The sequence below is a fragment of the Glycomyces terrestris genome (assembly GCF_003933745.1).
In the GTDB taxonomy this organism is placed as follows: domain Bacteria; phylum Actinomycetota; class Actinomycetes; order Mycobacteriales; family Micromonosporaceae; genus Glycomyces; species Glycomyces terrestris.
On sequence record NZ_RSEB01000001.1, the window covers coordinates 947756 to 961714 of the forward strand.

General features: G+C 71.0%; 14 protein-coding genes. 7 read left to right on the top strand and 7 right to left on the bottom strand.

Annotated elements, in window-relative coordinates:
• The first annotated feature begins 11 nt into the window (after nucleotides 1-11).
• The gene (locus EIW28_RS04530; RefSeq protein WP_091043822.1) at nucleotides 12-683 is read left to right on the top strand and encodes a response regulator transcription factor; all 672 of its coding nucleotides are present in this window, start codon (nucleotides 12-14) and stop codon (nucleotides 681-683) included.
• Here the strand turns inward: EIW28_RS04530 and EIW28_RS04535 are convergent.
• Complete coding sequence (locus tag EIW28_RS04535; RefSeq protein WP_125246482.1) at nucleotides 680-1816, bottom strand: glycosyltransferase family 4 protein; 1137 nt, start codon at nucleotides 1814-1816, stop codon at nucleotides 680-682. The two genes, EIW28_RS04530 and EIW28_RS04535, sit on opposite strands and share 4 nt — an antisense overlap.
• A 129-nt stretch (nucleotides 1817-1945) precedes the next feature.
• Here EIW28_RS04535 and EIW28_RS04540 point away from each other — a divergent pair, with 129 nt between their 5' ends.
• A complete protein-coding gene (locus EIW28_RS04540) occupies nucleotides 1946-3361 on the top strand; it encodes an NYN domain-containing protein (protein WP_125246483.1) in 1416 nt (471 codons plus the stop codon).
• Nucleotides 3362-3363: 2 nt separating this feature from the next.
• On the opposite strand, the gene EIW28_RS04545 is transcribed toward EIW28_RS04540, so the two are convergent.
• A complete protein-coding gene (locus EIW28_RS04545) occupies nucleotides 3364-3792 on the bottom strand; it encodes an RDD family protein (RefSeq protein ID WP_125246484.1) in 429 nt (142 codons plus the stop codon).
• A 276-nt stretch (nucleotides 3793-4068) separates the two neighbouring features.
• Here EIW28_RS04545 and glnA point away from each other — a divergent pair, with 276 nt between their 5' ends.
• The 3 genes from glnA (at nucleotide 4069) to EIW28_RS04560 (ending at nucleotide 6585) form a co-directional block, all read left to right on the top strand.
• The gene (gene glnA / locus EIW28_RS04550; protein WP_125246485.1) at nucleotides 4069-5493 is read left to right on the top strand and encodes a type I glutamate--ammonia ligase; all 1425 of its coding nucleotides are present in this window, start codon (nucleotides 4069-4071) and stop codon (nucleotides 5491-5493) included.
• Between the two features lie 88 nt (nucleotides 5494-5581).
• Nucleotides 5582-6277 carry an AzlC family ABC transporter permease gene (locus tag EIW28_RS04555; RefSeq protein ID WP_125246486.1) on the top strand — a complete coding sequence of 232 codons (696 nt, stop codon included), beginning with the start codon at nucleotides 5582-5584 and terminating at the stop codon, nucleotides 6275-6277.
• Nucleotides 6277-6585 carry an AzlD domain-containing protein gene (locus EIW28_RS04560; protein ID WP_187350577.1) on the top strand — a complete coding sequence of 103 codons (309 nt, stop codon included), beginning with the start codon at nucleotides 6277-6279 and terminating at the stop codon, nucleotides 6583-6585. Before EIW28_RS04555 ends, EIW28_RS04560 begins: the two co-directional genes overlap by 1 nt.
• A gap of 88 nt (nucleotides 6586-6673) precedes the next feature.
• Here the strand turns inward: EIW28_RS04560 and EIW28_RS04565 are convergent, their stop codons facing one another.
• Together EIW28_RS04565 and EIW28_RS04570 are read right to left on the bottom strand one after the other, a co-directional pair.
• Nucleotides 6674-7759 carry an LPXTG cell wall anchor domain-containing protein gene (locus EIW28_RS04565; RefSeq protein ID WP_125246488.1) on the bottom strand — a complete coding sequence of 362 codons (1086 nt, stop codon included), beginning with the start codon at nucleotides 7757-7759 and terminating at the stop codon, nucleotides 6674-6676.
• A 311-nt stretch (nucleotides 7760-8070) separates the two neighbouring features.
• Nucleotides 8071-9174 carry a substrate-binding domain-containing protein gene (locus EIW28_RS04570; RefSeq protein ID WP_125246489.1) on the bottom strand — a complete coding sequence of 368 codons (1104 nt, stop codon included), beginning with the start codon at nucleotides 9172-9174 and terminating at the stop codon, nucleotides 8071-8073.
• A 312-nt stretch (nucleotides 9175-9486) separates the two neighbouring features.
• Here EIW28_RS04570 and EIW28_RS04575 point away from each other — a divergent pair, with 312 nt between their 5' ends.
• The gene (locus EIW28_RS04575) at nucleotides 9487-10392 is read left to right on the top strand and encodes an MBL fold metallo-hydrolase (RefSeq protein ID WP_125246490.1); all 906 of its coding nucleotides are present in this window, start codon (nucleotides 9487-9489) and stop codon (nucleotides 10390-10392) included.
• 8 nt (nucleotides 10393-10400) lie between these two features.
• Here the strand turns inward: EIW28_RS04575 and EIW28_RS04580 are convergent, their stop codons facing one another.
• Nucleotides 10401-10913 (bottom strand): MarR family winged helix-turn-helix transcriptional regulator, encoded by a 513-nt coding sequence (locus tag EIW28_RS04580; protein WP_197717060.1) that lies wholly within the window; start codon nucleotides 10911-10913, stop codon nucleotides 10401-10403.
• 132 nt (nucleotides 10914-11045) lie between these two features.
• Here EIW28_RS04580 and EIW28_RS04585 point away from each other — a divergent pair, with 132 nt between their 5' ends.
• Nucleotides 11046-11954: an EamA family transporter gene (locus EIW28_RS04585; RefSeq protein ID WP_125246492.1), complete on the top strand. Its 909-nt coding sequence runs from the start codon at nucleotides 11046-11048 to the stop codon at nucleotides 11952-11954.
• 48 nt (nucleotides 11955-12002) lie between these two features.
• Here the strand turns inward: EIW28_RS04585 and EIW28_RS04590 are convergent, their stop codons facing one another.
• Nucleotides 12003-12812, bottom strand: a complete 810-nt coding sequence (locus EIW28_RS04590) for an ABC transporter permease (RefSeq protein WP_125246493.1) — start codon at nucleotides 12810-12812, stop codon at nucleotides 12003-12005.
• Nucleotides 12809-13795, bottom strand: coding sequence for an ATP-binding cassette domain-containing protein (locus EIW28_RS04595; RefSeq protein ID WP_125246494.1), 987 nt, complete (start codon nucleotides 13793-13795; stop codon nucleotides 12809-12811). Before EIW28_RS04595 ends, EIW28_RS04590 begins: the two co-directional genes overlap by 4 nt.
• Nucleotides 13796-13959: the final 164 nt, after the last annotated feature.

Genomic DNA, 13959 nt, shown 5'->3' on the forward strand with positions numbered 1-13959 from the left:
GAGAGACACGCATGAACGCTGACGCGCTGGAGACGACCGGTCAGACGACGGTGCTGATCGTCGACGACCACGATCTGATCCGCAAGGGCCTCCGGCATGCCTTCGACCGCGACCCCGAGTTCGAGGTGGTGGGCGAGGCCGACACCGCCGCCGACGCCCTCCGGCAGGCCGCGTCGCTCATGCCGTCCGTGGTGATCATGGACCTGCGCCTGCCGGACGGGTCGGGCCTGGACGCGACGCGGAAGCTCCGCAAGGCGCACCCGAACATGGGGATCGTGGTCCTGACGATGTACGCCGGCGACGACCAGCTGTTCGGGGCGCTCGACGCGGGCGCCTCGGCGTTCGTGCCGAAGTCGGCCCCGGCGAACGACGTCGTCTCGGCGGCGCGGCACGCGGCCGCGAACCCGACCGCGTTCAGCGCGGCGGACCTGGCGGAGGCGATGCAGCGGCGCCTCACCCCGACCGGCCCGCAGCTGTCCCCCCGCGAGTCGCAGGTGCTCAAGCTCCTCGCCGACGGCCTGTCGGTCGCCGGGATCGCCAAGCAGCTGTACGTGTCCGAGTCCACCGCGAAGACGCACATCTCGAAGCTGTACGAGAAGCTCGGGGCCGGCAACCGGGCCCAGGCGCTCATGACGGCCCTGAAGCTGGGCCTGCTGGAAGCCCCCGACCAGCCGAAGTTCTAGACGGTCTCGCCGTAGAGCATGCACTCGAGGCGTTCGGCCTGGCGCTCCCAGGTCCATTCGCCGACGGCCCAGTCGCGGCTGGCCTCCCCGAACCTGCGCGCGAGCGCGGGGTCGGTGAGGACCTGGGTGATCCGGGCGGTGATGTCGTCGAGGTCGCGGCCGTCGACGACCCAGCCGGACCGGCCGTCGAGGACGGTGTCGGGGGCGCCGCCGGAGTTCCCGGCGATGACGGGCAGCCCGCAGGCGGCGGCTTCGAGGAAGACGGCGCCGAGGCCCTCGACGTCGAGTCCGCGGCGGCGGGTGCGGCAGGGCATGGCGAAGACGTCGCCGGCCGCGAAGTGGGCGGCGAGGTCGTGCTCGGCGACGCCGCCGGTGAAGACGACCTGGCCGGCGACGCCGCGGCGGCGGGCGGCGGCGCGCAGCCGCGACTCGTAGGGGCCCTCGCCGACGATGAGGAGGCGCACGTCCTGGCCGGTCCTGGCGCGGATCTGCGGGAGGGCGGCGATGAGCATGTCCTGGCCCTTGCGGGGCACCAGGCGCGAGACGCACACGATGACGGGGCGGTCGCCGAGGCCGTGGCGCTCGCGCACGGCGGTGCCGTCGACGCCGGGGTGGAAGGTGTCGGCGTCGATGCCGAAGGTGAGCTTCTCGAGGCGGGTGTGGGGTCCGGCGACGGGGGCGAGGCGGCGGTAGGTGTAGTCGCCGAGGTAGGTCATGACGTCGTGGGAGGCGGCGATGCGGCGCAGGAGGCCGCGGGTGCCGGGCATCGCGGCCCAGCCGACCTCGTGGCCGTGGGTGAGGGCGATGGCGCGTTCGATGCCGGTGTCGCGCTTGAGGACTGAGGCGAGGAGGCCGAGGGGGGCGGCGGCGCCGAACCAGACGCGGTCGCAGCCGCGCTCGCGGGCGAGGGCGGTGACGGCGCGGGCGACGCGGGGCGTGGGCAGGAGCATCGAGGTGCGGTCGCGGATGACCTCGAAGGGCTGGGCGGCGTCGAACTCGGCCCAGCCGGGCGAGGTGGAGGTGTAGACGACGAGGTCGTCGGCGGGCAGCCGCATCGCCATGCCGTGCACGAACGTCTGGATGCCGCCCCGGCGGGGCGGGAAGTCGTTGGTCACCAGCAGGGTGCGGCTCATATTGACCCCCTTCGCAATCGAACCAGTCTGCCATGCCGGCGCAAGCGGTGCGGCCATCCCTGATGACGTCGGCGTGAAGTACCGCGGTCGCCGGTCCCGGGCTGTGACGGCGGTGGCACACTGGTGCACATGAGCAGCGGCGACGAGACCAGCGGCGCCGGGCCCGGCGCCGGACCGCGGGAGGCCCCGGCCTCCGCGGCGGCCGGCGACGAGGGCGCGGGCGAGGGGGACCCCTCCGAACGCGCCGAGTCCGGCGCGATGGTGTTCCTGACCGAACCGGTGCGGCGCAGGGCCGTCGAGATCGCGGCGGCGGCGATGCCGGGGCTGGCGCCGGCGCGGGTCCCGGCCCGGCTGCGGCGCTTCCTCAAGTTCAGTCCGGCGAAGCGGGCGAAGCTCGCGAAGGGCGAGCTCGCGGCGGCGCTCGACGGGGACGGGGCGTTCCGGGCGGGCCTGTCGGAGGTGCTCGCGTCGACCGACTCGCCGCTCATCGCGTCGATCGCGTCCGGCGGGGCGGTCTCGCCGATGGCCGACCCGGTGGAGGTCGCGGCGCTCACGTACCTGCTGCGCCCGGACGGCTGGCGGGAGCTGATCGCGGCCGCCGTCGACGCGATCCCGGAGTCGCCGGAGCCGCCGCCGGCCGCGGCCGGGCCGGACGAGGAGGCCCGGAAGCGCTTGGCGGCCTTGGAGAAGGAGAACGGGAAGCTGCGCGGGGCGCTCGCCGACCAGCGCGCGGCGGCCGCGGTGCTCCAGGAGGAGCTGCGGCGGGCCCGCCGGGAGCTCAGGGAGGCCGAGGAGCGGGCGGCGAAGACGGCCGGCGACCTGGCCGCGGAGAAGGGCCGGCTCAAGCAGGCCGACGCGGAGCGGCGCTCCGAGCGCCGCCGCCTGGAGTCCGAAGTGGACTCACTGCGGGACCAGCTGGACCGGGTGCGCAAGGCCGACCGGGAGCACGAGCGGCTCGCGTCGGCGCGGCTGTGGCTGCTGATGGAGACGCTCTCGGGCGCGGCCGCAGGCCTGCGCCGGGAGCTGGGGCTGGAGCCGGTGGACGACCGGCCGGCGGACTACATCGCCGAGGAGTACTGCGACGACCCCGAGGAGCGGCCGTTCGAGGGCTCGCGGGGCCTGGAGCAGACCGATCCGCAGCGCCTGGACCACCTGCTGTCGCTGCCGAACCCGCACCTGATCGTGGACGGCTACAACGTGACGATCTCGGCGTGGGGCGAGACGCTCACGCTGGAGCAGCAGCGCAACCGGCTCGTGCACGGCCTGGGCGCGGTCGCGGCGCAGACGAGCGCGGAGATCACCGTGGTGTTCGACGGCGCGGACGCGATCTTCGGCGCGAAGCCGTCGGCGCGGGGCGTGCGGGTGCTGTTCAGCGCGAAGGGGCAGATCGCCGACGACGTCGTGGTCGAGCTGGCGCGGGTCGAGCCCGAGGGCCGGCCGGTCGTGGTGGTCTCGTCGGACCGGGAGGTGGTCGACCGGGTGCGGCGCGAGGGCGCGTACGCGGTGCCGTCGCCGCTGCTGGTCCGGTGGATGCAGCGGACCTGACGCTACTCGGCGGGGGCCTTGAGCACGACCGAGCCGGCGGCGAGGTCGTGGAGGCCGCGGCTGTAGGGGTGGACGAACGCGGTGAGCGCGGGCAGGAGCAGGGAGAGCAGGAGGGCCCGCACGAAGGCGCGGGCGAAGCCGAGGCGGCCGCCGTCGGCCGTCGAGACGCAGGCGATCTTCATGAGCGCCATGCCGAGGCTCTGGGTGCGCAGGCCCATGCAGCAGGTGTAGTAGACCAGGAACAGCAGGGCGATCTCGAGGTTGAACACGAACGGGTCGTCGCTGAGCAGCCCGGCCCAGTTGAGGCCGTAGGCGAGGAGGACGGTCGCCGTCCAGTCGATCACCAGCGCGACGAACCGCGCGCTGACGGTCGCCAGGTCCTGCCCGGTGCCGGTGGTTTCGGGGGTCTTCGCACCGCGTTCGCTCGTCATGCCGCGAGTCTACGGCTCGGTCCCGAGACGCGTGGATCGCACCGTCCTGAGCTGTGGTTTCGAGCGGTTGTGAACAGGCACGCATCTTGCAAGTAACACGCGCGAAACAATTGATTTACGGTGAGGCAATTGATCGCGGTTAGCGTTTCGGCTAATAAGCTTAGGCGTCGACAGCGAGGTCGGCCCACCGGTTCGGTCGTTCGACGAGCCGGGACCCGCTGGGCGGGGCCGCGCCGTGGTCCTCCCGGCAACTCACCTACCGAGAGGAATACCTTCGTGTTCTCCAGCCCTGAAGAGCTCCTCGGCTACGTCCGCGACAACGACGTGAAGTTCATCGACGTCCGCTTCTGCGACCTGCCCGGCGTCATGCAGCACTTCAACATCCCGGCCGAGTCCTTCGACAACGACCTCCTCGAGGAGGGCCTCGCCTTCGACGGCTCGTCGATCCGCGGCTTCCAGCAGATCCACGAGTCGGACATGCTGCTCCTGCCGGACGTGGCGACCGCGTTCATCGACCCCTTCCGCGAGCAGAAGACCCTCGCCCTGAACTTCTTCATCCACGACCCCTTCACCCGCGAGGCCTACAGCCGCGACCCGCGCAACATCGCGAAGAAGGCCGAGCAGTACCTCGCCGGCTCCGGCATCGCCGACACCGCGTACTTCGGGCCCGAGGCCGAGTTCTACATCTTCGACTCGATCCGCTTCGACCAGACCGCGAACCAGGCGTTCTACCACATCGACTCGGTCGAGGGCGCGTGGAACACCGGCCGCGAGGAAGAGGGCGGGAACCTCGGCTACAAGCCGCGCCACAAGGGCGGGTACTTCCCCGTCGGCCCGGTCGACCAGTTCGCGGACCTGCGCGACACCATGGTCACCAAGCTCATCGAGGCGGGCCTGACGATCGAGCGCGCGCACCACGAGGTCGGCACCGCGGGCCAGGCCGAGATCAACTACCGGTTCTCGACCCTGCTGCACGCCGGCGACGACGTCCAGAAGTTCAAGTACATCATCAAGAACACCGCCACCCAGGCCGGCAAGACCGTGACGTTCATGCCCAAGCCCCTGTTCGGCGACAACGGCTCGGGCATGCACACCCACCAGTCGCTGTGGGCGAACGGCGACCCGCTGTTCTACGACGAGACCGGCTACGCGGGCCTCTCGGACACCGCCCGCTACTACATCGGCGGCCTGCTCAAGCACGCCCCGAGCCTGCTGGCGTTCACCAACCCGTCCGTGAACTCCTACCGCCGCCTCGTGCCGGGCTTCGAGGCCCCGGTCAACCTGGTGTACTCGCAGCGCAACCGCTCCGCCTGCACCCGCATCCCGGTCACCGGCTCCAACGCCAAGGCCAAGCGCGTCGAGTTCCGCGTGCCGGACCCGTCGAGCAACCCGTACCTGGCGTTCTCCGCCATGCTCATGGCGGGCCTCGACGGTATCAAGAACAAGATCGAGCCGCCGGCGCCGGTCGACAAGGACCTGTACGAGCTCGGCCCGGAGGAGTACGGCGACATCCAGCAGGTCCCCGGCTCGCTCGACGAGGTCCTGAACAACCTCGAGGCCGACCACGACTTCCTCACCGAGGGCGGCGTGTTCACCCCCGACCTGATCGAGACCTGGATCCAGTACAAGCGCGAGAACGAGATCGACCCGGTCCGCCTCCGCCCGACCCCGCACGAGTTCGACCTCTACTACGAGGTCTAGTCCTCCGGTGCCCCCGAGGGCGCGGCCGGTCTCCGGCCGCGCCCTCGAACGTTTGTTCAGGCCGCGGGCCCCGAGTCATACTCGTGCGGTGCCTCACGCCTTCGCCAGACACCTCGACCGGCCGCTGCTGCGCGACATCGCCGCGCTCGCGGCCGGGATCTTCATCGTCGGCCTCTCCTTCGGCGCCATCGCCTCCTCGCAGGGCGTCCCGTGGTGGCAGTCGGCGGCCATGTCCCTCTTCGTGTTCGCGGGCGCCTCGCAGTTCGCGACCATGGGGATCATGACCGCCGGGGGCGGCCTCGCCGCCGGGGTCGCGGCCGGGCTCATCCTCAACCTGCGGCACATCCCGTACGGCATGGCCGTCGGCGGCGTCTACTGGACCAGCCTGCGCGCCAAGATCCTCGGCACGCACCTGCTCACCGACCAGTCGACCGCGTTCGCCCTCGCCGCCGGCGACGACCCGCGCAAGGCCAGGCACACGTACTGGACCGTCGCCGTCAGCCTGTTCGCGGTGTGGAACGCCGGCACCGTCCTCGGCGCGTTCGCCGGGCAGCTCGTCGCCGACCCGGCCGTCCTCGGCCTCGACGCGGCCCTCCCCGCGATCCTCCTCGCCCTGGTCATGCCGAGCCTGAAGGACCGGCGGACCCTCGCGGCCGGACTCCTCGGCACCGCCGTGGCCCTCGCCGCGAGCTTCGTCCTGCCCGCCGGGGTTCCGGTCCTGCTCGCGCTCGTCGGCCTCGTGGTGATGTGGAAGGGCGCCAAGGGGACGGAGGCCGCCGCATGATGATGCTCATCGCGATCCTCGTCCTCGCGGCCGGCACGTTCCTGATCCGGCTCTCCGGGCCGCTGCTGCGCGAGCGCATCAGCCTCTCGGCGCACGCCGAGGCGGTCCTCAAGGCCGGCGCGACCGTCGTCCTCCTCGCGCTCGTCGCCACCTCGGCCGTCGTCGTCGAAGGCGACTGGGCCGGCTGGGCGCTCCCCGCCGGGGTCCTCGTCGGCGGCGTCCTCGCCTGGCGCAGGGCGCCGCTCGCGGTCGTCGTGGTCGCCGCCGCGGCCACCACCGCGCTGCTGCGCCTCGCCGGGGTCTCCTGAGAGACGACCGAGGGGCCGCCCGGCTCTCGCCCGGCGGCCCCTCGGCCTATTCAGCTCTACAGGAGTCCGTAACCCTCAGGGGGTTCGACTACCAGTCCTGCGCGGCGCGGCGGCGGCGCATCAGGAAGAAGATCACGCCGGCGGCCGCGATGAGCGCGGCGGCCGAGGAGATCATGATGGTCAGCGAGCTGCCGGTCTTGGGGAGCTCGGGCTTCGGCGAGGGGGACTCGCTCGGGGTCTCGACGTCGCAGGGGTACCACGGGGTCTCGCCCGAGATGAAGTCCTTGTCGTTGTAGATCTCGTAGTAGACCCAGAACTCCTCGGCGGCCGGCGGGAAGTTCACGGTGCCGGTCTCGCCCGGCGCCACGACGACTTCCTGCTCGGTCTCGGTCAGGCTCTCCCAGAAGTAGAACGTGGTCTCATCGCCGTCGGCGGGGACGGTGAGGGTGAACGTCAGGCCGTTCTCGCAGTCGGACTCGACCGACGCGTAGTGGCACATCGGGTTGTCGTCCCACTCGAAGGTGTCGTACAGCTCGCCGTCGATCAGGATGGTGACCGCGAGGCCCGCGTCGGGGTCGGTGACCTCGAAGTAGTTGTAGTAGTCGTCGCCGACGGCCGGGGTCACGGTCTCGGAGAAGCCGTCGCTGGTCTCAATGGTGAACTCGGCCAGGGCCTCTTCACTCTCGTTCCAGGCGTAGACGTTGATGCCGAAGCAGTCGGTCCAGACGTCGACGTAGCCCTCGGGGCGGGGCTCCTCGGCCTCGCAGCCGCCCTCGGGGGCGGGCACGTAGGCGGAGCTGGTGTTGGTGTTGCCGTTGTCCCACACCGCGTCGATGGTGATCGACGCGCCGGTGACGTCGGCGCCGAAGTTCTGGCTGCCTTCGAGGTAGTCGCCCGTGGACGGGTGCGGGAGCACGGCGCCCGGCACGATCTCGGTGCCCTCGTTGAACTCGCCGTCGACCGTGACGGTCTCGATCTCGCCGACCACGTCGCCCTGGGAGTTCCAGTCGGTGACCTGCCAGACGACGGTCCAGCCGCCGTCCGGGGTGCACTCGGTGATGCCCTCGATCTCGACGTGGTGGGCCTGGGCTGCGGAGGCGAAGGTGACCGCTCCGGCGAGGCCCAGGACGGCGCTGCCGGCCAGTCCGAGCACCCGCTTGAGGGTACGGTTCATGTCTCTCCTAAGTAGATGACTGTTGGGTTTGGGGGGATCGGGGGTGTCGTCGGCCAGGGGGTTGAGCGCTGACCGGTCTCGGCACCGTACCAAAGGAGACACGCTGCGAGGCGAAGAAGGGTCGCATAACGATCGGGTAACGGCGCGGCCCGTCACCCGAAGCGACGCAGGGCATCCGGATCGTCGCCGCCCACTCGGGGCGGATCGGGCGAAAGGGACGCGGCCGGATCCGCTCGGGGGCCCGGCCGCCCGCGCGGCGGCACGGGCCCGCTACACCGGTCCGGTCGCGCCGCTCGGCGACGTGACGGCGATTACGCCTCGCCGGCGTCGATCTGCTCCTCGGTGAGGTACTCGCTCTCGACGATGACCTCGACGTAGTTCTCGGCGGTCACGTCGACCGGGTCAAGCAGGAGCGAGGGCACGAACTTGAAGCCGTTGTCGTAGGTGCCGAGGTCGTTGACCTTCGGCTCGCCGCCCTCGACGATGGCCTGGACCATCTCGGTGACCGTGGACGCGAGCAGGCGGGTGTCCTTGAAGACGGTCTCGGTCTGGCCGGTGCCGTCCTTGATGGCCTTGACGGAGGCGGCCTCGGCGTCCTGCCCGGTGACGACCGGGAAGTCGTCGGAGCCGGGCTCGTAGTCGTTCTCGGCCAGGGCCGCGACCACGCCGCGGCTGATGCCGTCGTAGGGCGACAGGACCGCGTGGAGCCTGAGGTCGTCGGAGTAGAACTCGTCGAGGAGCGCCTCCATACGCTCCTTGGCGACGTCGCCGCTCCAGCCCTGGGTGGAGGTCGGGTCCTGCTCGGTCTGGCCGGAGGGGATCACGACCGTGCCGTTGTAGATGAAGCTCTCGAGGGTGTCGAGGCCGCCGAGGAAGAAGTACTGCGAGTTGTTGTCGCCGGGGTCTCCGGAGAACAGCTCGACGTTGAACGGGCCCGGGTTCTCGCGCATGCCGAGCCGGTCGATGATGTGCGTCGCCTGGAGGACGCCGACCTGGTAGTTGTTGAACGAGGCGTAGTAGTCGACGTCGGGGGTCTCGAGGATGAGCCGGTCGTAGGCGATGACCGTGACGCCGCGGTCCTTCGCGTCGGCCAGCACCTGGCCGAGCGACTTGTTGTCGATGGCCGCGATGACGAGGAATTCCACGCCCTCCTCGACCATGGACTGGATCTGCGCGATCTGGTCCTCGACCACGTCCTTGGCGTTCTGGTGGATCACGTCGTAGCCCAGGCCCTTGAGGTTCTCCTCCAGCGCCCGGCCCTCGATCACCCACCGCTCGGAGGTGTCGGTCGGCATCGAGATCCCGGTGAAGCCGGTCAGCTGCGGCGCGTCCTCACCGCCGACCCCGCATCCGGCCAAGGACACCGCTGCGGCGCCCGCCGATCCGTACAGCAGGCCACGACGACTGAGGTACATAAGGGTGGTACTCCTTCGTACACGAGGGGTTTGCAACACCCCCGAAACTAACACGGCCGGAAAAAGCGACAAGCCGGTCTTTCCGTGATGGAACCGTGTCCTGAAGTGGGGAGGAATCAGGACCGAAGCCATATTACGACGTGGGCACCGAGTGATTTCCACACCCGGTGGTCATCATTCGGAAATGCTTCGAGACGACGGTAGAACGGCCGGGGAGAGCGGTCTCCGCCGCCCCTCCTCCGAGGGAGCCGGGTCGCTTCCGGGAAGGCGCGGGCCGCCGCGCGCGGGCGGCGGCCGAATACCATTGCGGGCATGAGTGACCGCTGGATCGAAGTCGCCGACCGGGTGTGGGCGCGCCGCCTCGAAGAGCTCGACCAGACCGTCGGGCTGGTGGTCGGCGACGAGTGCGCCCTGGTGATCGACACCGGCGTGAGCGCGGACGCGGGCTTCGCGCTCGCCACGGCGGTCCGGGAGCTCACCGACCGGCCGTGGCAGATCGCGTACACGCACGACCACTTCGACCACTGGTTCGGGACCGCGGCGTTCGGCGAGTCGGCCGTGTGGGCCGTCGCCGACGGCGCGCACTACGTCGCCTTCGGGGACGCGCAGCGCCAGAAGTGGGCCGCGAAGTACCGCCTCGACGGCCGCGAGGAGGACGCCCGGCGCATCGGGGCCTCCCGCCTGGTCCCGCCGAACTGCCGCGTCCAGGGCGCGGTCGGGCTCGACCTCGGCGGGCGCACCGTGGTCCTGCGGCAGGTCGGGCTGGCGCACAGCGACAACGACATGGTGGTGGAGGTGCCCGACGCGGGCGTCCTGTTCGCCGGGGACCTCCTGGAGGAGGGCGCGCCGCCCTCCTACGACTCGGCGTTCCCGCTGGAGTGGCCGCGGGCCGTGGAGTACCTGCTCGGCTGGAAGCCGCGGACCGTGGTGCCCGGCCACGGCGAGCCCGGCGACTACTGGTGGGCGCGGGCGCAGGCCCGGGACCTCGCCGAGGTCGCGCGGCTGTGCGCCGAGGTCGCGCAGGGCTTCCTGACCGAGGACGAGGCCGCCGAGCACGGCCCGTTCCCGCCCGCGACGATCCGCACCGCCCTCGCGCGGTGGCGCGAGCTCGCCCCGCCGGCGCCGGCCGCCCCGCCCGCCGAGGCGGCCCCGGCCGCTCCCCCGGCCCCGACGGTCGTCTACGAGGTGTTCGACTACCAGATCGACCTGCGGCCCTAGAGCCTCCGCTAGTCGAACGGCTGGTCCTCGAAGCCGGCGTGGAGCTTCTTCAGGAGCGCCGCGAGCTGCTCGCGCTCGGCGTCAGTGAGCACGGACAGGGCCTCGTCCTGGACCGCGATCCCGATGCGGACGGAGTCCTCGATGACCTCGCGGCCGAGGTCGGTCATGCGGACCTTGAGGCCGCGGCGGTCGCCGGGGTCGGGCAGGCGCTCGACGAACCCGGCGGCCTCGAGCTTGTCGAGGCGGCCGGTGAGCCCGCCGGAGCTGAGCATCATGTCGGCGCTGATCTCCTTGGGCGAGAGCGTGTAGGGCTCCCCTGAGCGGCGGATCGTGGCGAGCACGTCGAACTCGTTGCGCCCCAGGCCCTTGCGGGCGCGCAGCTCGTGGAGGCGGGCGCCGAGCTTCTGCGAGATGCGGTGGATGCGGCCGAACAGGGCCATCGCGCCCAGGGACTCCATGGGAAGTTCGGGCAGCTCGCGGTGCCACTGGCCGATGATGCGGTCCACAGCGTCGTCAGTCATGGTCGACATTCTCCCCCACCTGCGGTGACACCGCGGACGTACCTGGCGGTGACATTACTCGGGATCAAGTAGCTTGACTTCAAGCTACTTTGATGTAAGCTATTTACAACCAAGCTACTTCAGGGAGCCGTCGTGAACCGCAGCACCAAGGACCTCCTCCTCACCGCCCTCGCCCCGGTCATGTGGGGCACCACCTACTACGTGACCACCGAGTTCCTCCCGGCCGACCGGCCCTTCCTCTCGGCGTTCCTCCGCGCGCTCCCCGCGGGCCTGCTGCTCATAGTCCTGTCACGCCGGCTCCCGCGCGGCTCGTGGTGGTGGAAGTCCGGCGTCATCGGCCTGCTGAACATCGCGGTGTTCTTCGCGCTCCTGTTCACGGCCACGTTCCGGCTCCCCGGCGGGGTCGCCGCGGTCCTCGGCGCGGTCGGCCCGCTCGTCACCGCCGCGATGACGATCCTGGTGCTGCACACCAGGGTCCCGCTGCGCACGTGGCTGCTCGGCATCGCGGGCGTCACCGGCGTCGCGATGGTCGTCCTCACCGCGCAGGCCCGGCTCGACCTGGTCGGCGCCCTCGCCGGCGTCGGCGGCGCGGTCTCGATGTCGACCGCCGTGGTCCTCACCAAGAAGTGGGGCCTGCCCGAAGGCGCCGGTCCCGCGGCCCTCGCGGGCTGGCAGCTCACCGCCGGCGGCCTGCTGCTCGGCCCGCTCGTGTTCCTCGCCGAGGGCGGCGTCCCGGCCCTGACGCAGACCAACGTCCTCGGTTACCTCTACCTGACCCTGGTGAGCACCGCGCTGGGCTACTGGCTGTGGTTCCGCGGCATCGGCCGCCTCTCGGTGGTGCCCTTGAGCTTCCTGGGGCTGCTCTCGCCGCTCACCGCCGCCACGGTCGGCTGGCTGCTCGCCGGCGAGACGTTCACCGTCCTCCAGACGGCCGGCTTCGCCGCCGCCCTCGGCGCGACCCTCCTGGCGCAGCTCCAGAGCCGGCCGAAGGCCCCGGCCGCGGCTCCGGCCGAGCCGCCCCGGGTCCTCGCCCGGGTCTGAGGACGCGGGAGCGGGGCCGGTCGTTCCGACCGGCCCCGCTTCGTCGCGTCAGACCATCTTGCGCTTGTAGGCGCGCATCGCGAGGGGCGCGGTGACCGCGAAGATCGCCGCCGCCCACACGAACGTCCACATGAGCGGCTCGGAGATCGGGCCGTAGGACAGCAGGCCGCGCATCGCGTCGGACAGGTGCGTCACCGGGTTGACCTTGGCCCACGCCTGCATGAAGCCGGGCATCGTGGTGATGTCGACGAAGGCGCTGGAGGTGAAGGTGAGCGGCATGATGATCACGAAGGCGTAGATCTGGACCTTCTCCTCGGAGTCCGCGACCACGCCCATGAGGACCGAGATCCACGAGATCGCCAGCGCGAACACGACCAGGACGAGCGTGGCAAGGACGGCGTAGCCGACGCTGCGCAGCTCGAAGCCCATGAGCATGCCGAGCAGGACCATGATGAGGATCGACCAGACCTGCTTGAACATGTCGGCGAAGATCTTCCCGGCCAGGGGCGCCGAGCGGGCGATCGGGAGCGACCGGAAGCGGTCGTAGACGCCCTTGCGGAGGTCGGCGTTGATGCCGGTGCCGGTGTACATGGTGAGGAAGATGGCGTTCTGGGCGATGAGGCCGCCGAGGACGTACTGGAGGTACTCGGAGGTGGAGCCGGCCATCTGGCCGCCGAAGACGTAGACGAACAGCAGCAGGAACATGATCGGGCTGAGGCTGAGGTCGACGAGTTCGAACGGGTTGTGCTTGATGCGGACCATCTGGCGCCAGGCCATGGAGAGGGTCTGGCTGACGGTGGCGCCGAGGCCGGGGCGCCCGAGGGCGGGCGCGGGGGCCTCGATGGTGGCGGCGGTCATCGGGCGGCCTCCTCGTTCTCGTCGTCGGTCTCGGTGCGGTGGCCGGTGAGGGTCAGGAAGACTTCGTCCAGGCTGGAGAGGCCGAGGTGGAAGTCGGTGAGGGCGATGCCGCGGTCGCGGAGGTCGGCGGCGAGGGTCGGCATGACGCCTTCGTCGTTGACGCCGATGGTGACGGCGCCGGCGGAGACGACCGGTTCAAGGTCGGGGAAGCGCTCGGCGACGAGGGCGAGGAGGTCGTCGAGGCGGGCGTGGTCCTCGGGCTGGATGCGCAGGGACTGGCCGCCGATCTTGGCCTTGAGCTGGGTGGGCGTGCCGGTGGCGATGACCTTGCCGTGGTCGATGACGGCGATCTCGTGGGCGAGCTGGTCGGCCTCTTCGAGGTACTGGGTGGTGAGCAGGACGGTGGTGCCGTCGGCGACGAGTCCGCGGACGAGTCCCCAGAGCTCGCCGCGGGCCCTGGGGTCGAGTCCGGTGGTGGGCTCGTCGAGGAAGAGGATGCGGGGCCGGCCGACGAGGCTGGCGGCGAGGTCGAGGCGGCGGCGCATGCCGCCGGAGTAGGCCTTGGCGGCCTTGTCGGCGGCGTCGGAGAGGTTGAACTGGGCGAGGAGTTCGCGGGCGCGGGCCTTGGCGTCCCGGGTGGGCATGCCGAGGAGGCGGCCGATGAAGCGGAGGTTCTCCTCGCCGGTGAGGAGTTCGTCGATGCCGGCGAACTGGCCGGTGAGGCCGATGAGGGACCGGACCTCGGGGGCGTTGCGGATGATGTCGTAGCCGCCGACGCGGCCGGTGCCGGCGGTGGGCCGGGAGAGGGTGGCGAGCATGCGGACCATGGTGGTCTTGCCGGCGCCGTTGGGGCCGAGGACGCCGAGCACGGTGCCGGCGCGGGCGTTCAGGTCGATGTGGTCGACGGCCACGAGGTCGCCGAAGTGCTTGGTGAGCCCTTCGACCTCGATGGCGTAGTCGCCGGTGGTTCCGGGATGGGACACGTCGTCCTCCTTCGGAAGCGTGTGCAGGGTTCTGGTTTCCGCGGCGCGTGTGCGCCAGCTCTCATGATGTCAGGTTGACGCCCTGTTGGCATCATCCCAGCGCGGTATTTAGCGTGGAGACGGAAGTCGATCATGCACCCTGGGTCCGACACGGGGACCGTTTT

Coding starts and splice junctions, on each gene's coding strand:
- EIW28_RS04530 (WP_091043822.1), top strand. CDS start 12: ATGAACGCTGACGCGCTGGAGACGACCGGTCAGACGACGGTGCTGATC.
- EIW28_RS04535 (WP_125246482.1), bottom strand. CDS start 1,816: ATGAGCCGCACCCTGCTGGTGACCAACGACTTCCCGCCCCGCCGGGGC.
- EIW28_RS04540 (WP_125246483.1), top strand. CDS start 1,946: ATGAGCAGCGGCGACGAGACCAGCGGCGCCGGGCCCGGCGCCGGACCG.
- EIW28_RS04545 (WP_125246484.1), bottom strand. CDS start 3,792: ATGACGAGCGAACGCGGTGCGAAGACCCCCGAAACCACCGGCACCGGG.
- EIW28_RS04560 (WP_187350577.1), top strand. CDS start 6,277: ATGATGCTCATCGCGATCCTCGTCCTCGCGGCCGGCACGTTCCTGATC.
- EIW28_RS04565 (WP_125246488.1), bottom strand. CDS start 7,759: ATGAACCGTACCCTCAAGCGGGTGCTCGGACTGGCCGGCAGCGCCGTC.
- EIW28_RS04570 (WP_125246489.1), bottom strand. CDS start 9,174: ATGTACCTCAGTCGTCGTGGCCTGCTGTACGGATCGGCGGGCGCCGCA.
- EIW28_RS04575 (WP_125246490.1), top strand. CDS start 9,487: ATGAGTGACCGCTGGATCGAAGTCGCCGACCGGGTGTGGGCGCGCCGC.
- EIW28_RS04580 (WP_197717060.1), bottom strand. CDS start 10,913: ATGACTGACGACGCTGTGGACCGCATCATCGGCCAGTGGCACCGCGAG.
- EIW28_RS04590 (WP_125246493.1), bottom strand. CDS start 12,812: ATGACCGCCGCCACCATCGAGGCCCCCGCGCCCGCCCTCGGGCGCCCC.